The organism is Streptococcus chenjunshii, from assembly GCF_003086355.1.
Taxonomy (GTDB): domain Bacteria; phylum Bacillota; class Bacilli; order Lactobacillales; family Streptococcaceae; genus Streptococcus; species Streptococcus chenjunshii.
Genome location: NZ_CP031733.1, coordinates 720,760 through 737,244, shown reverse-complemented (window position 1 = coordinate 737,244; position 16,485 = coordinate 720,760). Strand labels below are relative to the sequence as shown.

General features: G+C 42.9%; 19 protein-coding genes. 1 reads left to right on the top strand and 18 read right to left on the bottom strand.

The window, feature by feature from the left end:
* Positions 1-5: 5 nt before the first annotated feature.
* The 5 genes from DDV21_RS03750 to DDV21_RS03730 form a co-directional block, all read right to left on the bottom strand.
* On the bottom strand, positions 6-1,052 hold the full coding sequence (locus DDV21_RS03750) for a D-alanine--D-alanine ligase (RefSeq protein ID WP_116878659.1): 1,047 nt from the start codon (positions 1,050-1,052) through the stop codon (positions 6-8).
* Between the two features lie 218 nt (positions 1,053-1,270).
* Positions 1,271-4,027, bottom strand: a complete 2,757-nt coding sequence (locus DDV21_RS03745) for a GBS Bsp-like repeat-containing protein (RefSeq protein WP_116878658.1) — start codon at positions 4,025-4,027, stop codon at positions 1,271-1,273.
* A 361-nt stretch (positions 4,028-4,388) separates the two neighbouring features.
* On the bottom strand, positions 4,389-4,988 hold the full coding sequence (recR, locus tag DDV21_RS03740) for a recombination mediator RecR (RefSeq protein ID WP_116878657.1): 600 nt from the start codon (positions 4,986-4,988) through the stop codon (positions 4,389-4,391).
* Positions 4,989-5,003: 15 nt separating this feature from the next.
* Positions 5,004-7,106, bottom strand: a complete 2,103-nt coding sequence (gene pbp2b, locus DDV21_RS03735) for a penicillin-binding protein PBP2B (protein WP_116878656.1) — start codon at positions 7,104-7,106, stop codon at positions 5,004-5,006.
* A 444-nt stretch (positions 7,107-7,550) separates the two neighbouring features.
* On the bottom strand, positions 7,551-8,246 hold the full coding sequence (locus DDV21_RS03730) for a phosphoglycerate mutase (RefSeq protein ID WP_116878655.1): 696 nt from the start codon (positions 8,244-8,246) through the stop codon (positions 7,551-7,553).
* Positions 8,247-8,579: 333 nt separating this feature from the next.
* Between DDV21_RS03730 and DDV21_RS03720 the strand changes: the two genes are divergently transcribed.
* Positions 8,580-9,518: a dihydroorotate oxidase gene (locus DDV21_RS03720; RefSeq protein ID WP_116878653.1), complete on the top strand. Its 939-nt coding sequence runs from the start codon at positions 8,580-8,582 to the stop codon at positions 9,516-9,518.
* Positions 9,519-9,592: 74 nt separating this feature from the next.
* Here DDV21_RS03720 and DDV21_RS03715 read toward each other — a convergent pair whose 3' ends face one another.
* The 13 genes from DDV21_RS03715 to DDV21_RS03665 form a co-directional block, all read right to left on the bottom strand.
* Positions 9,593-9,778, bottom strand: coding sequence for a hypothetical protein (locus DDV21_RS03715; protein WP_116878652.1), 186 nt, complete (start codon positions 9,776-9,778; stop codon positions 9,593-9,595).
* 158 nt (positions 9,779-9,936) lie between these two features.
* Positions 9,937-10,212, bottom strand: coding sequence for an HU family DNA-binding protein (locus tag DDV21_RS03710; RefSeq protein ID WP_116878651.1), 276 nt, complete (start codon positions 10,210-10,212; stop codon positions 9,937-9,939).
* 111 nt (positions 10,213-10,323) lie between these two features.
* Positions 10,324-10,917, bottom strand: coding sequence for a YpmS family protein (locus tag DDV21_RS03705; RefSeq protein WP_116878650.1), 594 nt, complete (start codon positions 10,915-10,917; stop codon positions 10,324-10,326).
* Positions 10,892-11,731 (bottom strand): SGNH/GDSL hydrolase family protein, encoded by an 840-nt coding sequence (locus tag DDV21_RS03700; protein WP_116878649.1) that lies wholly within the window; start codon positions 11,729-11,731, stop codon positions 10,892-10,894. The genes DDV21_RS03705 and DDV21_RS03700 overlap by 26 nt, the downstream gene beginning before the upstream one ends.
* Complete coding sequence (locus tag DDV21_RS03695) at positions 11,724-12,560, bottom strand: DegV family protein (RefSeq protein ID WP_116878648.1); 837 nt, start codon at positions 12,558-12,560, stop codon at positions 11,724-11,726. The genes DDV21_RS03700 and DDV21_RS03695 overlap by 8 nt, the downstream gene beginning before the upstream one ends.
* A gap of 161 nt (positions 12,561-12,721) precedes the next feature.
* Positions 12,722-13,012: a hypothetical protein gene (locus DDV21_RS03690; RefSeq protein ID WP_116879162.1), complete on the bottom strand. Its 291-nt coding sequence runs from the start codon at positions 13,010-13,012 to the stop codon at positions 12,722-12,724.
* The gene (locus DDV21_RS03685; protein WP_116879163.1) at positions 13,002-13,403 is read right to left on the bottom strand and encodes a hypothetical protein; all 402 of its coding nucleotides are present in this window, start codon (positions 13,401-13,403) and stop codon (positions 13,002-13,004) included. Before DDV21_RS03685 ends, DDV21_RS03690 begins: the two co-directional genes overlap by 11 nt.
* Positions 13,388-14,692: a hypothetical protein gene (locus DDV21_RS03680; RefSeq protein ID WP_117287769.1), complete on the bottom strand. Its 1,305-nt coding sequence runs from the start codon at positions 14,690-14,692 to the stop codon at positions 13,388-13,390. Before DDV21_RS03680 ends, DDV21_RS03685 begins: the two co-directional genes overlap by 16 nt.
* Complete coding sequence (locus tag DDV21_RS03675; protein ID WP_116879178.1) at positions 14,685-15,089, bottom strand: DUF1310 family protein; 405 nt, start codon at positions 15,087-15,089, stop codon at positions 14,685-14,687. The genes DDV21_RS03680 and DDV21_RS03675 overlap by 8 nt, the downstream gene beginning before the upstream one ends.
* Before the next feature lie 100 nt (positions 15,090-15,189).
* Positions 15,190-15,357: a hypothetical protein gene (locus tag DDV21_RS11745; protein ID WP_162886279.1), complete on the bottom strand. Its 168-nt coding sequence runs from the start codon at positions 15,355-15,357 to the stop codon at positions 15,190-15,192.
* Positions 15,350-15,760 (bottom strand): DUF1310 family protein, encoded by a 411-nt coding sequence (locus tag DDV21_RS03670; RefSeq protein WP_116879179.1) that lies wholly within the window; start codon positions 15,758-15,760, stop codon positions 15,350-15,352. Before DDV21_RS03670 ends, DDV21_RS11745 begins: the two co-directional genes overlap by 8 nt.
* A gap of 100 nt (positions 15,761-15,860) precedes the next feature.
* Positions 15,861-16,031 carry a hypothetical protein gene (locus tag DDV21_RS11740; RefSeq protein WP_162886278.1) on the bottom strand — a complete coding sequence of 57 codons (171 nt, stop codon included), beginning with the start codon at positions 16,029-16,031 and terminating at the stop codon, positions 15,861-15,863.
* Between the two features lie 5 nt (positions 16,032-16,036).
* On the bottom strand, positions 16,037-16,438 hold the full coding sequence (locus DDV21_RS03665; protein WP_117287768.1) for a DUF1310 family protein: 402 nt from the start codon (positions 16,436-16,438) through the stop codon (positions 16,037-16,039).
* Positions 16,439-16,485 lie beyond the last annotated feature (47 nt).

Genomic DNA, 16,485 nt, shown 5'->3' with positions numbered 1-16,485 from the left:
TTTTTTTAAAATAAATGATTTTCTCTTTTTTCAAACATTTCCTGTGCCAAACGGACAAGCTCACTGATTAAATCTGTATAGGAAAGCCCCATATTTTCCCATAGCAAGGGATACATTGACCATTGGGTAAAGCCCGGCATCGTATTTAGTTCATTAAGAAATATCTGCTGATCTTCTGTTAAAAAGAAATCACAGCGCGACAGACCGCATCCTCCCAATGCCCTAAAAGCTTTAACTGCATAAGCGCGCATTGCTTGAACGGCTGATTCATCAAGCTTGGCCGGAATAGCCATGGTAATCTTATTGTCAATATACTTGGCTTCATAATCATAAAAGGCCACATCCTTAACCACCTCGCCAGGCAAGGTAGTTCTGACCTCTCTATTGCCTAAGATGCCAACTTCAATCTCACGGGCAACGACTCCCTGTTCAATTAAGATTCGACTGTCATACTTAAGAGCAATCTGTATCGCCTGCCGCAGCTCTTCTGTATCATCCGCCCGAGAAATACCGACACTTGAACCCATATTAGCTGGTTTGACAAAAATGGGATAGGAAAGTTTTTTCTCAGCCTGAATGAGCGTTTTTTCCAAGTCCTCGCCTTCAAAATAAGTAATATAGGGGAGCAGAGGGATTCCAACACTCTCTAGAATCTGTTTGGTCGTGATTTTATCCATCGCTGCTGCTGAAGCTAAAATATTCGCCCCGACATAGGGGAGCTGCAAAATCTCAAGAAAGCCCTGAATGGAGCCATCTTCACCCATAGGTCCGTGAAGAACAGGAAAAACAACTGCATCTTCTTGATAAATAGCGCTGGGCTCAACTTTTTGAGCAAGAACGACTGTCTCATTAGTCATCAGCTTTTCTGAAGATCCGGGGAGGGCAGAAAATTCCTGAGTTTTTATAAAATCACCGGACTCAGTAATAAAGTAAGTTTTTACAAAAAATTTATTATAATCAACTGCCCGCATGACACTTTCTGCAGAAAGCACAGATACCTGCCGTTCTGCAGAACGGCCGCCATAAAGTAAGATCAGGGTTTGTTTAGGCATTAAGTTTCCTTCCTCTTCTTTTTCTTGGAATTTTATTTAATCATATCATAATTGATAACGATTTACAAAAGTTAATCAAGATACGAAGGCCGGAAAAATCAAGCAGCTGAGATAGCCTAAGAGATTTTATCAATTCTATTTTTGCCGGATACAGCGGTCTTTTCAAAAAAACAGTATGCAGACTTCTCGGTCTTACATACTGTTTCCTTGTTTTATTTTTAAGCATCTGTAATTTTAACAAAAGGTCTGCCTAAGCCGTTTGTATCACCGCTTTGTGTGCTTTGCTCATTCCAGAGCGAAGCGATCGGATACCAGCCGTTATTGGAAGCATTGTAAGGATCAAATACATAAGTACTGCCGTTTGAATAACCTTTTAGGACAAGCTCATGGCTGGTCCCCCAGCCCCATGGAGAAAATTTATTTTGCTGAACGGCTCCCAGAACATGGTGGCCTTCCTGCAAAGCAGCTGTCAGATCGGATGGAGAATTCAGAACGGTTGCTGACATCCCCCATTGATTGGAAGCCATTAAAATACCTCTGCCGGTCGTCCCTTCTCCCCCTCGGTTAAACTCAACGGTATTATTGTAAAGATAGTCTGCAACTGCTGTCGGCAGCACTTCATTTCCTGTTAATGATGAAAAGACCATCGCTAAGCTAGTCGGTACACAGCCTGTTGAAGCCATGGTGTAGTAACCGTAGCGTGTGCTGCCCCAGCGGCCGTCTCTTTGATTATAATAAGGTGTCTCATAGTTTGTGCGGCGGACAGTAAAATCAGTTGAGGTCAGGAAATACATTTGCCCATTATCAGCTTGGTAAACATGAAGATGGTAAGTCCCGGTTCCAGAATGATTAGCAAGGTTAATAAGGCCTGCTGCATTTGTTCCAGATACAGCAGCATCATACCACGCTAAATCATCTTGACCGTTGCTGTCTGACCAAACAGCATATTTCACCGCTCCGTTTGAATAAACACCTGAAATGGAGACTGCATAGACACCTGTTCCCCTATAATCTGCAGAAACACCGGCTGCTGCGCCGTTGCTGGTCAGTGCATAGGTTCTCAAATCATAACCGATCGTATCACCATCTTTAGTTTTTAAATAAGCATGGACTGTATAATCACCCGAAATATTATGGTGGTATTTTTCATCAACCGTAATGACAACCCTGCCGTTAACGATATTTGAGCTGGCATACCAGTAAATATTTTTTTGCTCCGCCTGAGACCATGCAGCCACCATAAGGCTCTCTATAGCTTTAGAATTAGCTGTTTCCGCTGCTACTACCTGCAAGGTCCCTTTTGAAGCGTCATGGTTTTGAACAGTGACTGTCGGATTTGAAAGTTCCTCTGAAAAATTTAAATCAATACCATCAGTTGCTGCTAAACCAATAAGGGACTGTGTAACTTGGCTTTGCCCATAGACATGAACATTATAATGTCCAGACTCAAATTTATGGTCTTTAGCATAAAAGGTCAGGCTGTAAGTACCATCACTCGCTTTAACCGCAGTGTACCATCTGATGTCATCCTGATTATTTTTACTTGTCCAAGTTGGTAAAACAATATTGGTAATATAAGCAGGAACATCACTGACAGTCACTTTGACAGAAAGGTCATCCACTTTAGTTAAACGGACTGAAACATTAGGTTTCGCCACATCAATGCTCTGTGCATTTAAGCCAATCATACGACCATTGATAAGACCATAGGTATGGATATGGTAAGTACCGTAATCGCCGGTATATTTCGCTGTTGTTTTCCCTGAACGGTCAACCTTATACCAGACTATATCATCTTGTCCGTTTTCAGCAGACCATACGGCATGGTAAACAGGGAGCCCCTTACTGACATCATCCGGTACAGTGATATAAATCCCATTTTGACTAAGACTTGCAGTGACACTGACATCGCCAAAAGCGTAATCATTTTTAAAAGTTGTCCCTTTTAAGACTGTCAGACCATTCGTTACAGCACTTGTCCCATATACGTGGACATAATAGTCACCGCTTTCTAAATTATGATCAGCTGTGCTGATAACCGCTGAATAGGTTCCGTCTGGATTCCTAGAGCTTTGATACCAAATGAGATCGTCCTGTCCGCCGGCGCTAGTCCAAGTAGGAAGCAAAATATCGGTAATATAAGCAGGTGCATCACCGACAGTTACTTTATAGGCTGTTTTGCTGATTTTAGTAACCGCAACATTGATATTTGGCTGAGAAAGTTCAACGGATAATGCATTCAGGCCAGTCATTTGTCCACTGAGATTTTGATAGGTATGAACGTGGTATGTTCCGTAAGTCCCTGTATACTTTGCCGTTACTCGCCCATTTTTATCAGCGGTATACCAAATCAAATCATCCTGCCCTTTAATATCAGACCAAACTGCGAACATGATCTGAGCTCCGCTTGCAATGGCCGGATGGTACTGAAGATCAAACCCATTTCTCGTTAAGGAAACACTTGTGACTTCTGAGGCCGCGCCTCCTGTCGCACTGTTCTGAGGGGTTTCATCCTTAGAGGCTGCCTTCGCGTCACTGTCACTTTGAATATCATGGGCTGTTTCAGTATCAATTTCTGATAATTCTTGGTTTGCACCCTCTTGATTTCCTTCAGATTGTGCACTCTTTTCTGGCATATCTGGCTCTTTTGCTGTATTATCATTGGTACTTTCCGGAACCTCAGCCGTACTGTCTTCAGCAGCTGTCACTTCAGACTGAATGAAGCTCTCATCGCTTTCAGTTCCTTTAATGTCTTCTTCATTGCTGAAAACAGGCTCATCTGATGCTGCAGTATCAGAGCTGTCGACGGCTGCAGTAACAAGACTTTCAGCCGAAGTATTAGCAATGTCAGCTGTTTCATCAGCGCTGACACTGGCTGTCCCTATAGCTGTCAGCAGTATACCTGATAAAAGCAGTGTCCCAATAGCACCATAAGCCTTAGATTTCTTTATCGTCCCATGACCTTTAATTTTCATAATCATCCTCACTAAATTTATTATCTGTCAACATTATAGCAAATTTTTCAAACAATTTTAAGACAAATCTTTCCCCAAGATACAAAGGCCGTTAAGAACGCAAAGAGAAAAGAGGCGGTAAGTCCGAAATCTTCGATTTCGCAGACGCACCCCTGCCAGGATGACTAGAAGGGTGCGGTCGGCTGTCAAGACGACAAAGCCTTCAGTCATCTACGGCTGGCTAAGCCTTGTGACAGAGCTCCAAATGACAGGATCTCTCACTCTCACAGCGTTTAGGCCGTGTTCAGTTCACCAAGATACAAAAACGGCCTCCCTTTAATCAGGGAGACCGCTTATATTTATTCCGTCTTCAGCCCAAAAATCACAATTCTGTTCGATTTTCAATCGCCCGTAGCAAGGTGATTTCATCAGCATACTCGATATCTGATCCTACCGCAAGACCTCGGGCCAGACGCGTTACCTTGATACCTGCAGGCTTAAGCAGGCGTGACAGATACATTGATGTGGCTTCACCGTCTGCTGTCGCATTAGTTGCAATAATCACCTCGGAAATCTCCTGATCATCCTGCAGACGGGTTATTAAGCTTTTGAGGTTGATGTCGTCAGGGCCTACCCCATTCATAGGTGAGATAAGGCCGTGGAGCACATGATAGAGACCATGATATTCTTGGATTTTCTCCATAGCAGAAACATCTTTGGCATCTTCAACAACCAAAATCACTGTTTTATCACGTGTCTCGTCGCTGCAAATACTGCAGGGGTCATCATCCGTTAAATTACCGCAAACAGAGCAGTAGGTTAATTCGCGCTTAGCACCCAAAAGATTTTTGGCAAAATCGTTGACATCTTCATCATCCATACCTACGGTATAAAAAGCCAGACGAGTTGCTGTTTTAATTCCAATACCAGGAAGTTTTGTAAAACTTTCAATTAATTTAGCAATAGGAGTGGGATAAAGCATGAAAACCTCCTTGATTTAATCAGCCTGACTGCTTTCAGTATCTGTATTATCATCTGCCTCTTCTGTATCACTAGGAGCGTAGGAGGACACATAGAGGTTAATGATATCTCTGGCAGCATATTTGTGCACATTGATACTGTCATCTGCTGCATGCGGATACACCACTGCAACAGCGATACTTCTGTCAGCATCGTAAGCTACGACATTAAGATTAACCGTAGAAATCTCATTTCCCGAAGAATCGGTTACAGATGTTTCAGCTGTACCCGTTTTACCGCTGATGGTTGTAACCCCGCTTGCCATATCGGTCCCTGTCGCATAAGCACTGTAACTGTTGACAACATTATAGAATCCTTGCTGAACAATGGACATTTCCTCAGAAGAAATCCCAACCGTATCCAACGTTTCACCGCCAATCGTTTGAACTAAGTCACCCAAACCACCGGACTCATTGCTGCTGTATACCCCTTCAACAATGTGTGCAGACATCCGCTTCCCGTCATTTGCCACTGTTGCTGCATACTGAGCCAGCTGCATCGTTGTATAGGAATCATACTGACCAAAGGCTTCATTAAGAACATTTCCCATTTCAAAATCATCCGGCAGATAGCCTTTAGATTCCGGTAAATCGAGACCTGTGCTGGTTCCCATACCGTATTCTGCATAGGTTGCTCTTAATTTCTCCATAGCCTCTTTATAACCCTTGCTCGTCATCGCATCAGCGCTGGTATACTCCTGACCCATTAAACGCAGAGCAACTTGAACCATATAAGTATTGGAAGAATACTCTAAAGCCTGAGCTGCAGTAATCGGTGTTAGACCGCGGGTAAACCAAGATCTGATGCTGCCGATTTGCTGATCATAGAGCACCTCATTGCCAGAAAGCACCCCATTTTCCCAGCCGGATGACAAGGTGGCTCCTTTCACCACCGAACCCGGCGTAAAGACACTGTTAATTGTGCCCAGATTATCAGCCTCTGCTGTGCCTTCACCCTTTTCATGTGAAAGTCCGGCTAAGGCTAAAACTTTCCCGGTTTTAGGCTCCAGTGCTACAGCATACATGCCATCCGAATAAGCCGCATAACCTGAAGACAGCTGACCATTGAAGTACTGCCGCAGGATATTTTCAACACCTTCCTGAAATTCCAGATTAATGGTCAATTTCAGGTTATCTCCGTCGGTTCCTTCAGCGGTAATATCATCACTGATGATTTCTCCGTCTTTATCCACTTTGATCGTTCGGACCGTTCGCTTCCCTTGCAAAATGTCCTCATACTGTTTTTCCAGATAAGACGTTCCCACTCGGTCATTTAAAGAATAGCCTTTTTCCAGATAAGTATCCGCTTCTTCCTCCGGAAGTCCTGTTTCTTCAGAAGAGACCGTTCCCAAGATATCAGACAGAGATGTGTCGATGCTTTTCCGTGTCCAGTCAGTTGTAACAGTGATACCCGGTAAATTAGCCTGATTAGCTGTTAAATAGGCAATCTGCTCTTCTGTTAGATTATCTGTTTTTAAGTTTACAGTGTAGAAAGTTGAAGCAGAATTCATCTGATTAAAGATATAAACGATCTTAAGTTCGTCTTCTGAATAAGCGATCTGTTCTTCTGTAACAGCGTCTACAGCATTAGCATAAATTTCCGATTCTGTCAGACTGTTACCAAAATGGTCGTATTTTTTCTTATCGGGCAGATTATTGACAACATCCTGATAAACCTGACGGTCAGCCAAATAATAGTCCTTTTTGGCCCGTGTCGAAACATCTGTCTGCGTTAGCGTTACATAATTAGCTAAATCCTGAGCCAAAGCTTTGATATCAGCGGCTGTCACCGTATTGCTGCGCGTAAAAGCGACAACTTCTTTGACTTCATTTTCAACCAAGGGGGCGCCTGTCGCATCGTAGATTGTTCCTCTGGGGCTGGAAGTCTTTACAGTATACGTCGTTGTTGCTGTCAGCTTAGCTGTATAGAAATCTTTATTGACAATCTGCATATGCGCTAAGCGTAAAATAATAACCGTAAACAGCAGAACGATTATTCCAAATAAAAGATTAACCCTGCGGGGAATACTCGCCGGACGTTTAACAATATGAAGTTTTATTTTCTCTAAATATTTCTTCACTACTCTATCTCCATACTTTTAAAAAAAGGTGCTTACTATTATTCTATCATAAAAAAGCTGTTTCCTTTTCTAAATTTGTTTTTTAGCCCATAAAAAATGAGCATAGAGGAGGACAGCAACTTACGAGTGTGGCTGCTCTGCAGCGTACGGCCTCCTCTAGCCTTTCTGGCAGGGGGGCGCCTGCGAAATCATAGATTTCTGGCTTACCGTCAGCCGTAGATGACTGAAGGCTTTGTCGTCTTGACAGCCGACCGCACCCTTCTAGTCATCCTGGCAGGGGTGCGTCTGCGAAATCGAAGATTTCGGACTTACCGCCTATTTTCTCTTTGCGTTCTTAACAGCCTTTGTATCTTAATAAAAAAGCAGACGTTATGCCTTTGTACAGCACAGTCTGCTTTTATTAATAGCCAAATACTTTAGTTCGGCGTTCTACCTCATCTGCTTTTATTCACCGCCAAGGTAATACTCAGCAGTAACGTTTAAGTTTTCGTCAAATTCAAAAACAAGAGGAGGGAAGTTAGGAATCTCTACGCCCATAATGTCATCATCTGACAATTGCTTAATATGTTTTACAAGAGCACGAATCGAGTTGCCGTGAGCTCCGACAAACACATTCTTGCCGTCCTTAAGTGCTGGTGCAATCTTATCTTCCCAAAACGGCAAAGCACGCTCAAGCGTTACCTTAAGATTTTCAGCATCCGGTACAACAGTGTCATCAAGATTTGCATAACGGCGGTCAGTATGTGCTGAATATTGATCATCCTTATCCATCGCCGGCGGCAAAACATCATAAGAACGGCGCCAGATATGAACTTGTTCATCACCAAACTGCGCTGCAGCCTCTGCTTTGTTTTTACCTGTCAAGCCGCCATAATGACGTTCATTAAGACGCCATGATTTTTCAACAGGCACCCAAAGCTGGTCTGAATATTCAAGAGCCAGGTTAGTTGTTTTAATAGCACGAGTCAGCACAGAAGTAAAGGCCAAATCAAATTCAATCCCAGCTTCTTTAATCAAATTGCCGGCATCAATTGCCTGCTGTGTCCCTTTTTCTGACAAATCAACATCAGCCCAGCCTGTAAAAAGATTGGCTTTATTCCATTCTGATTCACCGTGACGTGCAAATACTAATTTTACCATTAGATCGTCTTCTCCTTTAAAATGATACAAAGACCGTTGAAACTGACAGCCAAAACGGCACAGGCACATTTACCGGGCGGATTAACCACTCTTCCAAAACAGTCCGGCTCAGCTGCTCTCAGGAACAGCAGTTTATCGTTTTTTCTTACAGTTTTTACGCTTTGTTCCGATTGTTTTTACGGCCTTATTGACCGCTTACTCTTATTATTCTACAAAAAAGTACGGAAAAAAGCTAGTCTCTTTCCCAAAATCTTAAATCCTGTCTTTTTGAAAGAAACTTGCTTTTACAGCATTTAAATAGTAGAATGAAAAAAAGCATTTTCGGAGGTGGCTATGGTTTCAGTACAGACAACAATTGGAGAGTTTCATTTTGACAACTGTCTCATGAATGCAGCAGGGGTTTACTGTATGACTCGGGAGGAACTGGCAGCAATCGAGCAATCGGAAGCCGGATCTTTTGTGACAAAAACCGGGACGTTCAAGGAGCGTAAGGGCAACCCGGAGCCGCGTTATGCGGATACAGCCTTAGGATCGATCAATTCTATGGGACTGCCTAATCATGGGTACCGGTACTACCTTGATTACGTTACAGAACTGCAAGAACAGCCTGGCAGCAAGCCGCATTTTCTCTCGCTGGTTGGCTTGTCTCCTGACGAAACGCATAAGATTCTGAAAGATGTGCAAGCATCTGATTACCGAGGCTTAGTTGAACTGAACCTCTCTTGTCCTAATGTCCCCGGCAAACCGCAGATTGCTTACGATTTTGAAACGACTGAGCAGATTCTTAAAGAGGTTTTCACTTACTATAAGAAGCCGCTCGGAATTAAACTGCCGCCTTATTTTGATATTGTCCACTTCGATCAGGCCGCTCACATTTTCAATCAATTCCCTTTAACCTTTGTTAACTGTATCAATTCCATCGGCAACGGTTTGATTATTGAAGATGAACACGTTCTTATCAAGCCTAAAAATGGTTTTGGCGGTATCGGCGGCGACTATGTCAAGCCGACAGCGCTGGCTAATGTTCATGCCTTTTACCAGAGGCTGAAGCCAAGTATTCAAATCATCGGTACTGGCGGAGTCAAATCCGGACGCGATGCTTTTGAACATATCCTTTGCGGAGCAAGTATGGTCCAGCTGGGAACTGTTCTGCATCAGGAAGGACCGGAAGTCTTTGGCCGCATTACAGCTGAACTGAAGGCAATTATGACAGCTAAGGGGTATAAAAATGTGGCTGATTTTCGCGGGAAACTGCGTTATTTCAATAATTAAAATTTACAGCAGTCAAAAAGCTGTTATTGAGGTATTTAGCCCCAATAACAGCTTTTTTTGCTCCTCATGAATTTTTAAAAGAACGAATCGTACTCTCTTTCTTCTTCTGACTTTAAAAGCTCTTGCTCGTCAGCAGACAGCTTTTTCTCCTTGGGCGGCAAACTGTCGGTATCTGGCTTCATTGCCTTAGCAAGAAAAATCAAGCTGATTATCCTCACAACAGATAAAAAGGCCAGTATAAGAACAACAATCTTTAACAAACTCCCCTCCCCCGCTAAAATACAAAGAGCGCAAAAGCAGCACAGCAAAAGCAGAAAAGCTTGCTAGGTCCTTTGCCGTGAACGAATAGCCTTTGCATTTTAAATAAAAAAGCCCATGCCCGGAAAAACCGGCAGCACAGGCTTCTTAGGAAACACAATTATTTTACAGCGTCTTTAAGTGCTTTACCAGCTTTGAAAGCTGGAACTTTAGAAGCAGCAATTTGGATTTCTTGACCAGTTTGTGGGTTGCGGCCTTTACGAGCTGCACGTTCACGAACTTCAAAGTTACCAAAACCAATTAATTGAACTTTTTCACCTTTAGAAAGGTAGTCTGAAACTGCTGCAAATACAGCATCAACTGCTGCAGCTGAGTCTTTTTTAGTCAATTCAGTAGCTTCTGCTACTTTTGCAATCAAGTCTTGTTTGTTAGCCATTTAACAAATCCTCCAATTAATTTATAAGTAAAATGCCTAAGCAATTTACTTTAACAGATAATATCATATCTAAAAAATAGTGATAGGTCAAGTATTTAGTGTCAAATTCGCTTATTTCTTATAGATTTCAAAATTGATACGGTCATTTACTAAATCAATTTCACCGGCTTTGAGGTAAATACCGGCGGCATTATCCAGATTCTGAACATTGATATTAATAGCTGATTTATCTGGCAAAACTTCTACAAAGTCCGGCAAATCATAGCTTGACTGCAGGTATTTCAAGACCTGCTCTTCTGGGAGTGACAGCGTCCCAACAGAAAAAGAAGTCACTGTCAGCTGGACAGCCCCGCTTTCCAAACGTGCGGGCTGAAAATAAATATAGAGCGGCACTTCATAACCGAGCAGCGTATAGCTTCCTTCAAACATCATCTCTTTAGAAGTCGCATAAAAAGCATAGCTTATATTATCACCTTGATAGTCAGCTAAATAGGCTGACAGAGTGGCGTTCAGCTGCTCAATATCGGTTGAAAAAGTCCCGACTTTTACGCCTCCGCTGTTCTTTGTGCTTTGCTCAGGCAGATTCTCTCTGACTTGAATGACCCTGCTGGCAACGACAGCGATAAAAGCTATATTTAAGGCCAAAAGCAGGAGAAAGGCCCACTTCCACCAATTTTTTCTATTTCCAATTCTCTTTTGTTTCACTGATTTTCTCCATTACTGCGTCTGACATGATTTGATAGCCTGTGTTATTAGGATGGAAGCTGTCTTCTGAAAACAGGGCATCGTTAATAACAGTCGTCTGATCCTCTGTACTCTGAACGACCCCTTCCTGACCATTAACCCCCTTGTAAAGCAAATCATTGATGGCAACAAAATAAACATTATCGTATTTTTGAGTGAGGCTTTCTGTTGTTTGATTCCAATTATCAACGATTTCCTGCATGGCAGTCATATCGGGGAAATTAAGGTAGAAAGGATTGTAAATGCCTAAAATATAAATAGGCAGATCGGCATTTTCTGAACGTGCCAGCTCGATGATTTGCTGCAAACGGTTCTGATAGTCTGCTGCCGGCTGCCTAAAACTGTCTACTGATAAATCTGACAGATTTTTTCGAATGACAGCCATAACATCATTGCCTCCGACTGTCAGAGTCATCAGATCAGCCTGAGCCAAAGAAGACTGAATATCAGCTTCTTCCTGCATTCTTTTCAAAATTTGCTGGCTGGTATTGCCGGCTACCCCAAAATTATGAGCCGTAACCTCATAATGATAAGCTGCAGTCAAACTCTGAGACAGCAAAGGAATAAAGCCCCCCTGCTCTGTTGTATCCCCTACTCCTTCTGTCAGAGAATCGCCGACAGCTACATAGTTAAATTCCTGCACTTTGCTGACGGTGAAATCTTTTGAGCTGAATTTGGACTCTGGTTTAGACAGCAGCCAATTAAAAAGCAAAAAAGCCACTAGAAGACTGGCTAGGAAAAAAACCAGTCCGGTCAGTATGTTTCTCTTATTCATAGCGTACCATTACTGCAAATGCCCCTTCACCTGTGTGTGTCTGAATGATGGATCCCGTTTCTAGAACAGCAATCGGCGCCCCGAGAACCGACAGTTTTTCCCTGAAAGCATTGGCCATATCTGCCGTACCGCAATAAGAAATACCTAATTCAGCAATTTTCCTGCCGCGCGCATGCTCTATAAAACTATCCAGCCATTTATAAAAGGTTTTTATCCCGCGGCCCTTAATCACGGTAATCAGTTCATGGTCTTTCAGTTCCATCACCACTTTGATATTTAAAAGAGACGTTATCGCTCCCGTGACACGGCCGATCCGGCCGCCCTTAACCAAATTTTCAAGAGTTGAGACACCGATAAAAAGCTCCGTTTTTGCGCAGACATCCTTGACTGCTGTCAAAATATCGGACAAACTGCTGCCCGACTTTGCCAGTTTAGCTGCTTCTACAACCTGAAATTTCATAGACTGATCCGTAAAGGTTGAATCGATAACAGTCACATCAGCTCCGGCCAGATTGGCTCCCTGACGGGCCGCCTCTACTGTGCCAGACAAAGAGTGGGTTAAATGGATGGAGACGATATGCTCAGCTCCTTCTTTAGTCAGCCTTTCATAAACTTCAGCAAACAGGCCGACAGGAGGCTGGCTGGTTTTGGGCAGGTTTTTACTGTTCTGCATCATACTGAGAAATTTGCCTTCTTCTTTTAAATCACTGTCTGAATAAACGGTTCCGTCAATCATAACCGACAGAGGAACAACCGTAATATCCAATTCTTCAACCAAACCAGGTTCAATAGTCATAGAAGAATCGGTTACAATTTTAATTTTTCCCATTTCTAATCCCTGTTTATTTCTAAATGCATTTATAATAGTGCTATTATACCAAATTTTCACTATCTGAGAAAGTTTATTTATGCCAATCCTCAGAAAGACTAAAAAAAACACCGACAAAAGCAAGCCTCAAACCCTTCTTGCTTCTTGTCGGTGCCGCCCTCTCAGCTCTTTTCTGGAAAAATCTCATCATACTTGGCGCTCTCAGTTTCGATACTCGTCTTAAGCGCCTTGGAAAACTGCCCCATCATGGCTTCTGAACTGTCCAGCTTGTCAGCTAAGGCTCTTAAAGCCTTCTGTGTCGCTGATACACTCTCAGACATCGCCTGCTGGCATGCTTCTTCCAGTTCCTCTTTCTTTGCCTTTAAAGCCGGAGCGACTAAGTGGCGGATATGATCTTCCTCCAGCTTGCGCCCAAAGGCTTTGCCGTCTTTGTAATCTGTCTTATTCCCCATTCAGGTATGCCTCCCGCAGCTTGGCGATAGCTTTCTCATAACGATCACAATCTTTATGATAGGCAGCAGTCAGCTCCTCCGACCGCTCCTCCCAGTCCCTGAGATCAGATTGGTAAGCCTTCCTCAAACGCTCTTGATGATTAGCTAAAACCACTGTGTAAGGGTTCCAAACCGCCCCCTGTCCAAATTGTAACGACAGGCGTTTAAGCAAGGACTGTCCCTCTTCCGTCATCTCATCAATCCGTTCCGACGCTGACTGATAAGCCGAGGCCAGCTCATTCCCTTCATTATCCAGCTGCAAGCGCTTCTGGCTGTAGCTCTCCTGATAGGCAGCATAGGCTTTCTTTTTAGCCTGCCACTGATCATAAACACTTTTTACATCTGCCGCCATTGACTAAACTCCTTTGCTAGATTTGTATCTGCTTCTAAAAGTGCAGCAACACCCTGCTCAATCTCGCCCTCTTTTTCCGTCAGTGTACCGGCTATGGTCTGAGCCTGACTGACCTTGTCCAGCAGCTCTTCTGCAGGTTTGTCCACAATATCTGTCCGACCGGCTCCTTCCTCAGCTAAAATGGCCTCAATCTCATCACCACTCAGACTCTTGCCCAAAGCGGCACCTGCTAAAGCCGTATTATAGGCTGACTGCAGGTCAGCGGCCGCATTGCTCTGAAGCTGCTCCAGTTCCTCCGCACCGCTTTGAGCTGCGGCAGCTATAGCTGCCCCTATTGCCAAAGCCTGCTCACTGTCTAAATAAATCTGCTCGTGCTCCGAATAACCGCCCTGACTTAAGGCCTTTTTATGGGTCTGCAGGAGCTCCAAACTCTCTTTTAACTCTTTAAGGGTATAAGTATACAAATCCTTGTGGTAAGTCGATAAGGTATCAGTTTCTAAAAGCAGGTTACCCTTTTCATCATAACGGTAGCCGCCCCACATGTGCTGCTCCGTGATATTGCCTACCCAGCCCTTGTCTGTGACTTCTCGGCTGTAGACATGGCCGACAATACCGACAGCTTCCTCACTCCCTTCAGCCGCATAACCCAGACCGATAAAGTCTTTATGGTCAATATAATTATAGATTCGGCCTTTTATCCGGTCGACTTGCTTTTGCTGACGACGGCTCATGGTACTGTAAGTATTGGGACCGTTATAAATCCAGGCGCCTTTAATACGCAGAACATCATCGCCTTTCAAGTCCGCCATGGCATACTGGGCATCCATGGACCCCAGAGAGTGGGCATAGATATTAAATTGGGCATTAGGGTAGGTTTTTAAAATGTCTTTCAGAGCCTGAGCGGATACTTTCAGCTGCTCAGTTCCGCGTCCCTCATCCATCTCCGTATAGGGGTAGCTGGTCTCAGGACCTGCGAAAATCCGCGCAGCCATGGGAATATCATTTTTGACCCAGTCGGTCACCCAGTCCTCTCCCTTGAAGAAACTGGTCGAGCCCCGAAAGAGCACCGTCACCTCCTGAACACTTTCAGGATTATCAGCTGTCCCATTGGGCGTAATTACATAAACCTGCTCCCCAGAACCGCTGTCCGTCCCGTCTTGGATAGAGGCGACTTTACCGATGATAATTTTGTTGTCATTTATTGCGATTACATCATTCTCAGAATAAACTGTGTCAGAATACTCTTTCCAAGCAATATCAACACGCTCTTTATCCGTATAATTACTCATTCTGCTCTCCCTTTAATAGCTCATCTAATTCTGCAGAGTAACCACCAAAGTGGCTCTCTAAAGTGTCCTCATTTACTTTATCTACTCCTCCAAACACTTTTAGCTTAGGATTATCATTAATAATAAGATTAAAGTTAATCCCTCCCATTGGATTATGTGAGATGCTGTCATAATCGATGTGATAAGACTGAATAAGACCTTCAGTCGTAAAGGCGTTCTCATCAATATTTTTTATAGCTTCTTCACAGAGACTTTTCACTTCCTCACTCTTTACAATCTCCAGCATGACTTCTCTCTCCTTGTGCTCCTGATATTTCATGTAACCTGCTCCTCCTGCTATGATACCTGCACCGACCAGTAAAAGCACCAGCCAGATTTTAAGCCGCTTAAACATCATCACCGCCCCCTTTTTATGTGCTCTTAACAACCAATTACCTTTTAATTAACTGTTAGGATAACATAAATAGGATTCGTTTTCAAACAATGATGTCTATTTTTTAAACCTGCTCCCCAGAACCGCTGTCCGTCCCGTCTTGGATAGAGGCCACTTTACCGATATATTTTTGTTGCTCTTTCGAACCAATGTTTATAGGTTGGTTAACAGACTCAATTTCATACTCTTTTTCTGCCAATTCAACACGTTCTTTATCTGTGTAATTACTCATAACTGACCCCATTTTTTTCAAGATAGTGAGATAAATCTACTGATAATACATTTCCAGTACTTTCATATTGTCCTGTATTAGCATTCGTATTTATGACATAACGGATAAAGTATCTAGAATTATTATTTATAATAAGCTTTACGGAAATTCCCCCCATAGGATTGCGACGAAGACTAGTATAATCGATTGTATAATTATCAATTATAGCTGGACCTGTGCTCTTAGAATTGTAATAGTTAATCTCCTCATCTAATAGCCGACTTACTTCCTCACTCTTAACAATCTCCAGCATGACTTCTCGCTCCTTGTGCTCCTGATATTTCATGTAACCTGCTCCTCCTGCTGTGATACCTGCACCGACCAGTAAAAGCACCAGCCAGATTTTAAGCCGTTTGGTCATCATCACCGCCCCCTTTTTATGTGCTCTTAACAACCAATTACCTTTTAATTAACTGTTAGGATAACATAAATAGGATTCGTTTTCAAACAATGATGTCTATTTTTTAAACCTGCTCCCCAGAACCGCTGTCCATCCCGTCTTGGATAGAAGCGACCTTGCCGATAATCAATTTTTTCCCATCAACTTGAACTTGAACAATACGGTTTTCCTCTAGTTTATTATTATATTCTTCATTTGCAATAGCAACACGTTCTTTGTCTGTTATTGTTTCCATGTCCCTTACTGCCCCCCTTCAACTTCAATTAGCTTAGTCAATTCAGGTGAAATAGTACTACTGTTACTTTCTAGTTTACCTTTATTTTTATTAATAGTGCAGGTAATATCTAGCTCGGGTTTATTATTAATGATTAAAGTTACAAATAATCCTCCCATAGGTGATTTCTCTATACTATCGTAGTCAATCTGATAATTTCTAATGATTCCTTCATCTGTGAAAGCATTTGGGTCCTCTTTGTAAATCCAATTTTCAAATATTTCCTTCACTTCCTCACTCTTAACAATCTCCAGCATAGCTTCTCGCTCCTTGTGCTCCTGATATTTCATGTAACCTGCTCCCCCTGCCGTGATACCTGCACCGACCAGCAAAAGCACCAGCCAGATTTTGACCCGCTTAGACATCATCACCGCCCCCTTTTATGTGCTCTTAACAACCAATTACCTTTTAATGA

Bases quoted from the DNA above. Each gene is read 5' to 3' on its own strand.
- DDV21_RS03690 (WP_116879162.1), bottom strand. From the start codon at position 13,012: ATGGGGAATAAGACAGATTACAAAGACGGCAAAGCCTTTGGGCGCAAG.
- DDV21_RS03745 (WP_116878658.1), bottom strand. From the start codon at position 4,027: ATGAAAATTAAAGGTCATGGGACGATAAAGAAATCTAAGGCTTATGGT.
- DDV21_RS03710 (WP_116878651.1), bottom strand. From the start codon at position 10,212: ATGGCTAACAAACAAGACTTGATTGCAAAAGTAGCAGAAGCTACTGAA.
- DDV21_RS03665 (WP_117287768.1), bottom strand. From the start codon at position 16,438: ATGATGTCTAAGCGGGTCAAAATCTGGCTGGTGCTTTTGCTGGTCGGT.
- DDV21_RS03695 (WP_116878648.1), bottom strand. From the start codon at position 12,560: ATGGGAAAAATTAAAATTGTAACCGATTCTTCTATGACTATTGAACCT.
- DDV21_RS03670 (WP_116879179.1), bottom strand. From the start codon at position 15,760: ATGATGACCAAACGGCTTAAAATCTGGCTGGTGCTTTTACTGGTCGGT.
- DDV21_RS03700 (WP_116878649.1), bottom strand. From the start codon at position 11,731: ATGAATAAGAGAAACATACTGACCGGACTGGTTTTTTTCCTAGCCAGT.
- DDV21_RS11745 (WP_162886279.1), bottom strand. From the start codon at position 15,357: ATGAGTAATTACACAGATAAAGAACGTGTTGAATTGGCAGAAAAAGAG.
- DDV21_RS03730 (WP_116878655.1), bottom strand. From the start codon at position 8,246: ATGGTAAAATTAGTATTTGCACGTCACGGTGAATCAGAATGGAATAAA.
- DDV21_RS03680 (WP_117287769.1), bottom strand. From the start codon at position 14,692: ATGAGTAATTATACGGATAAAGAGCGTGTTGATATTGCTTGGAAAGAG.
- DDV21_RS11740 (WP_162886278.1), bottom strand. From the start codon at position 16,031: ATGGAAACAATAACAGACAAAGAACGTGTTGCTATTGCAAATGAAGAA.
- DDV21_RS03675 (WP_116879178.1), bottom strand. From the start codon at position 15,089: ATGATGTTTAAGCGGCTTAAAATCTGGCTGGTGCTTTTACTGGTCGGT.
- DDV21_RS03750 (WP_116878659.1), bottom strand. From the start codon at position 1,052: ATGCCTAAACAAACCCTGATCTTACTTTATGGCGGCCGTTCTGCAGAA.
- DDV21_RS03720 (WP_116878653.1), top strand. From the start codon at position 8,580: ATGGTTTCAGTACAGACAACAATTGGAGAGTTTCATTTTGACAACTGT.
- recR (WP_116878657.1), bottom strand. From the start codon at position 4,988: ATGCTTTATCCCACTCCTATTGCTAAATTAATTGAAAGTTTTACAAAA.
- DDV21_RS03685 (WP_116879163.1), bottom strand. From the start codon at position 13,403: ATGGCGGCAGATGTAAAAAGTGTTTATGATCAGTGGCAGGCTAAAAAG.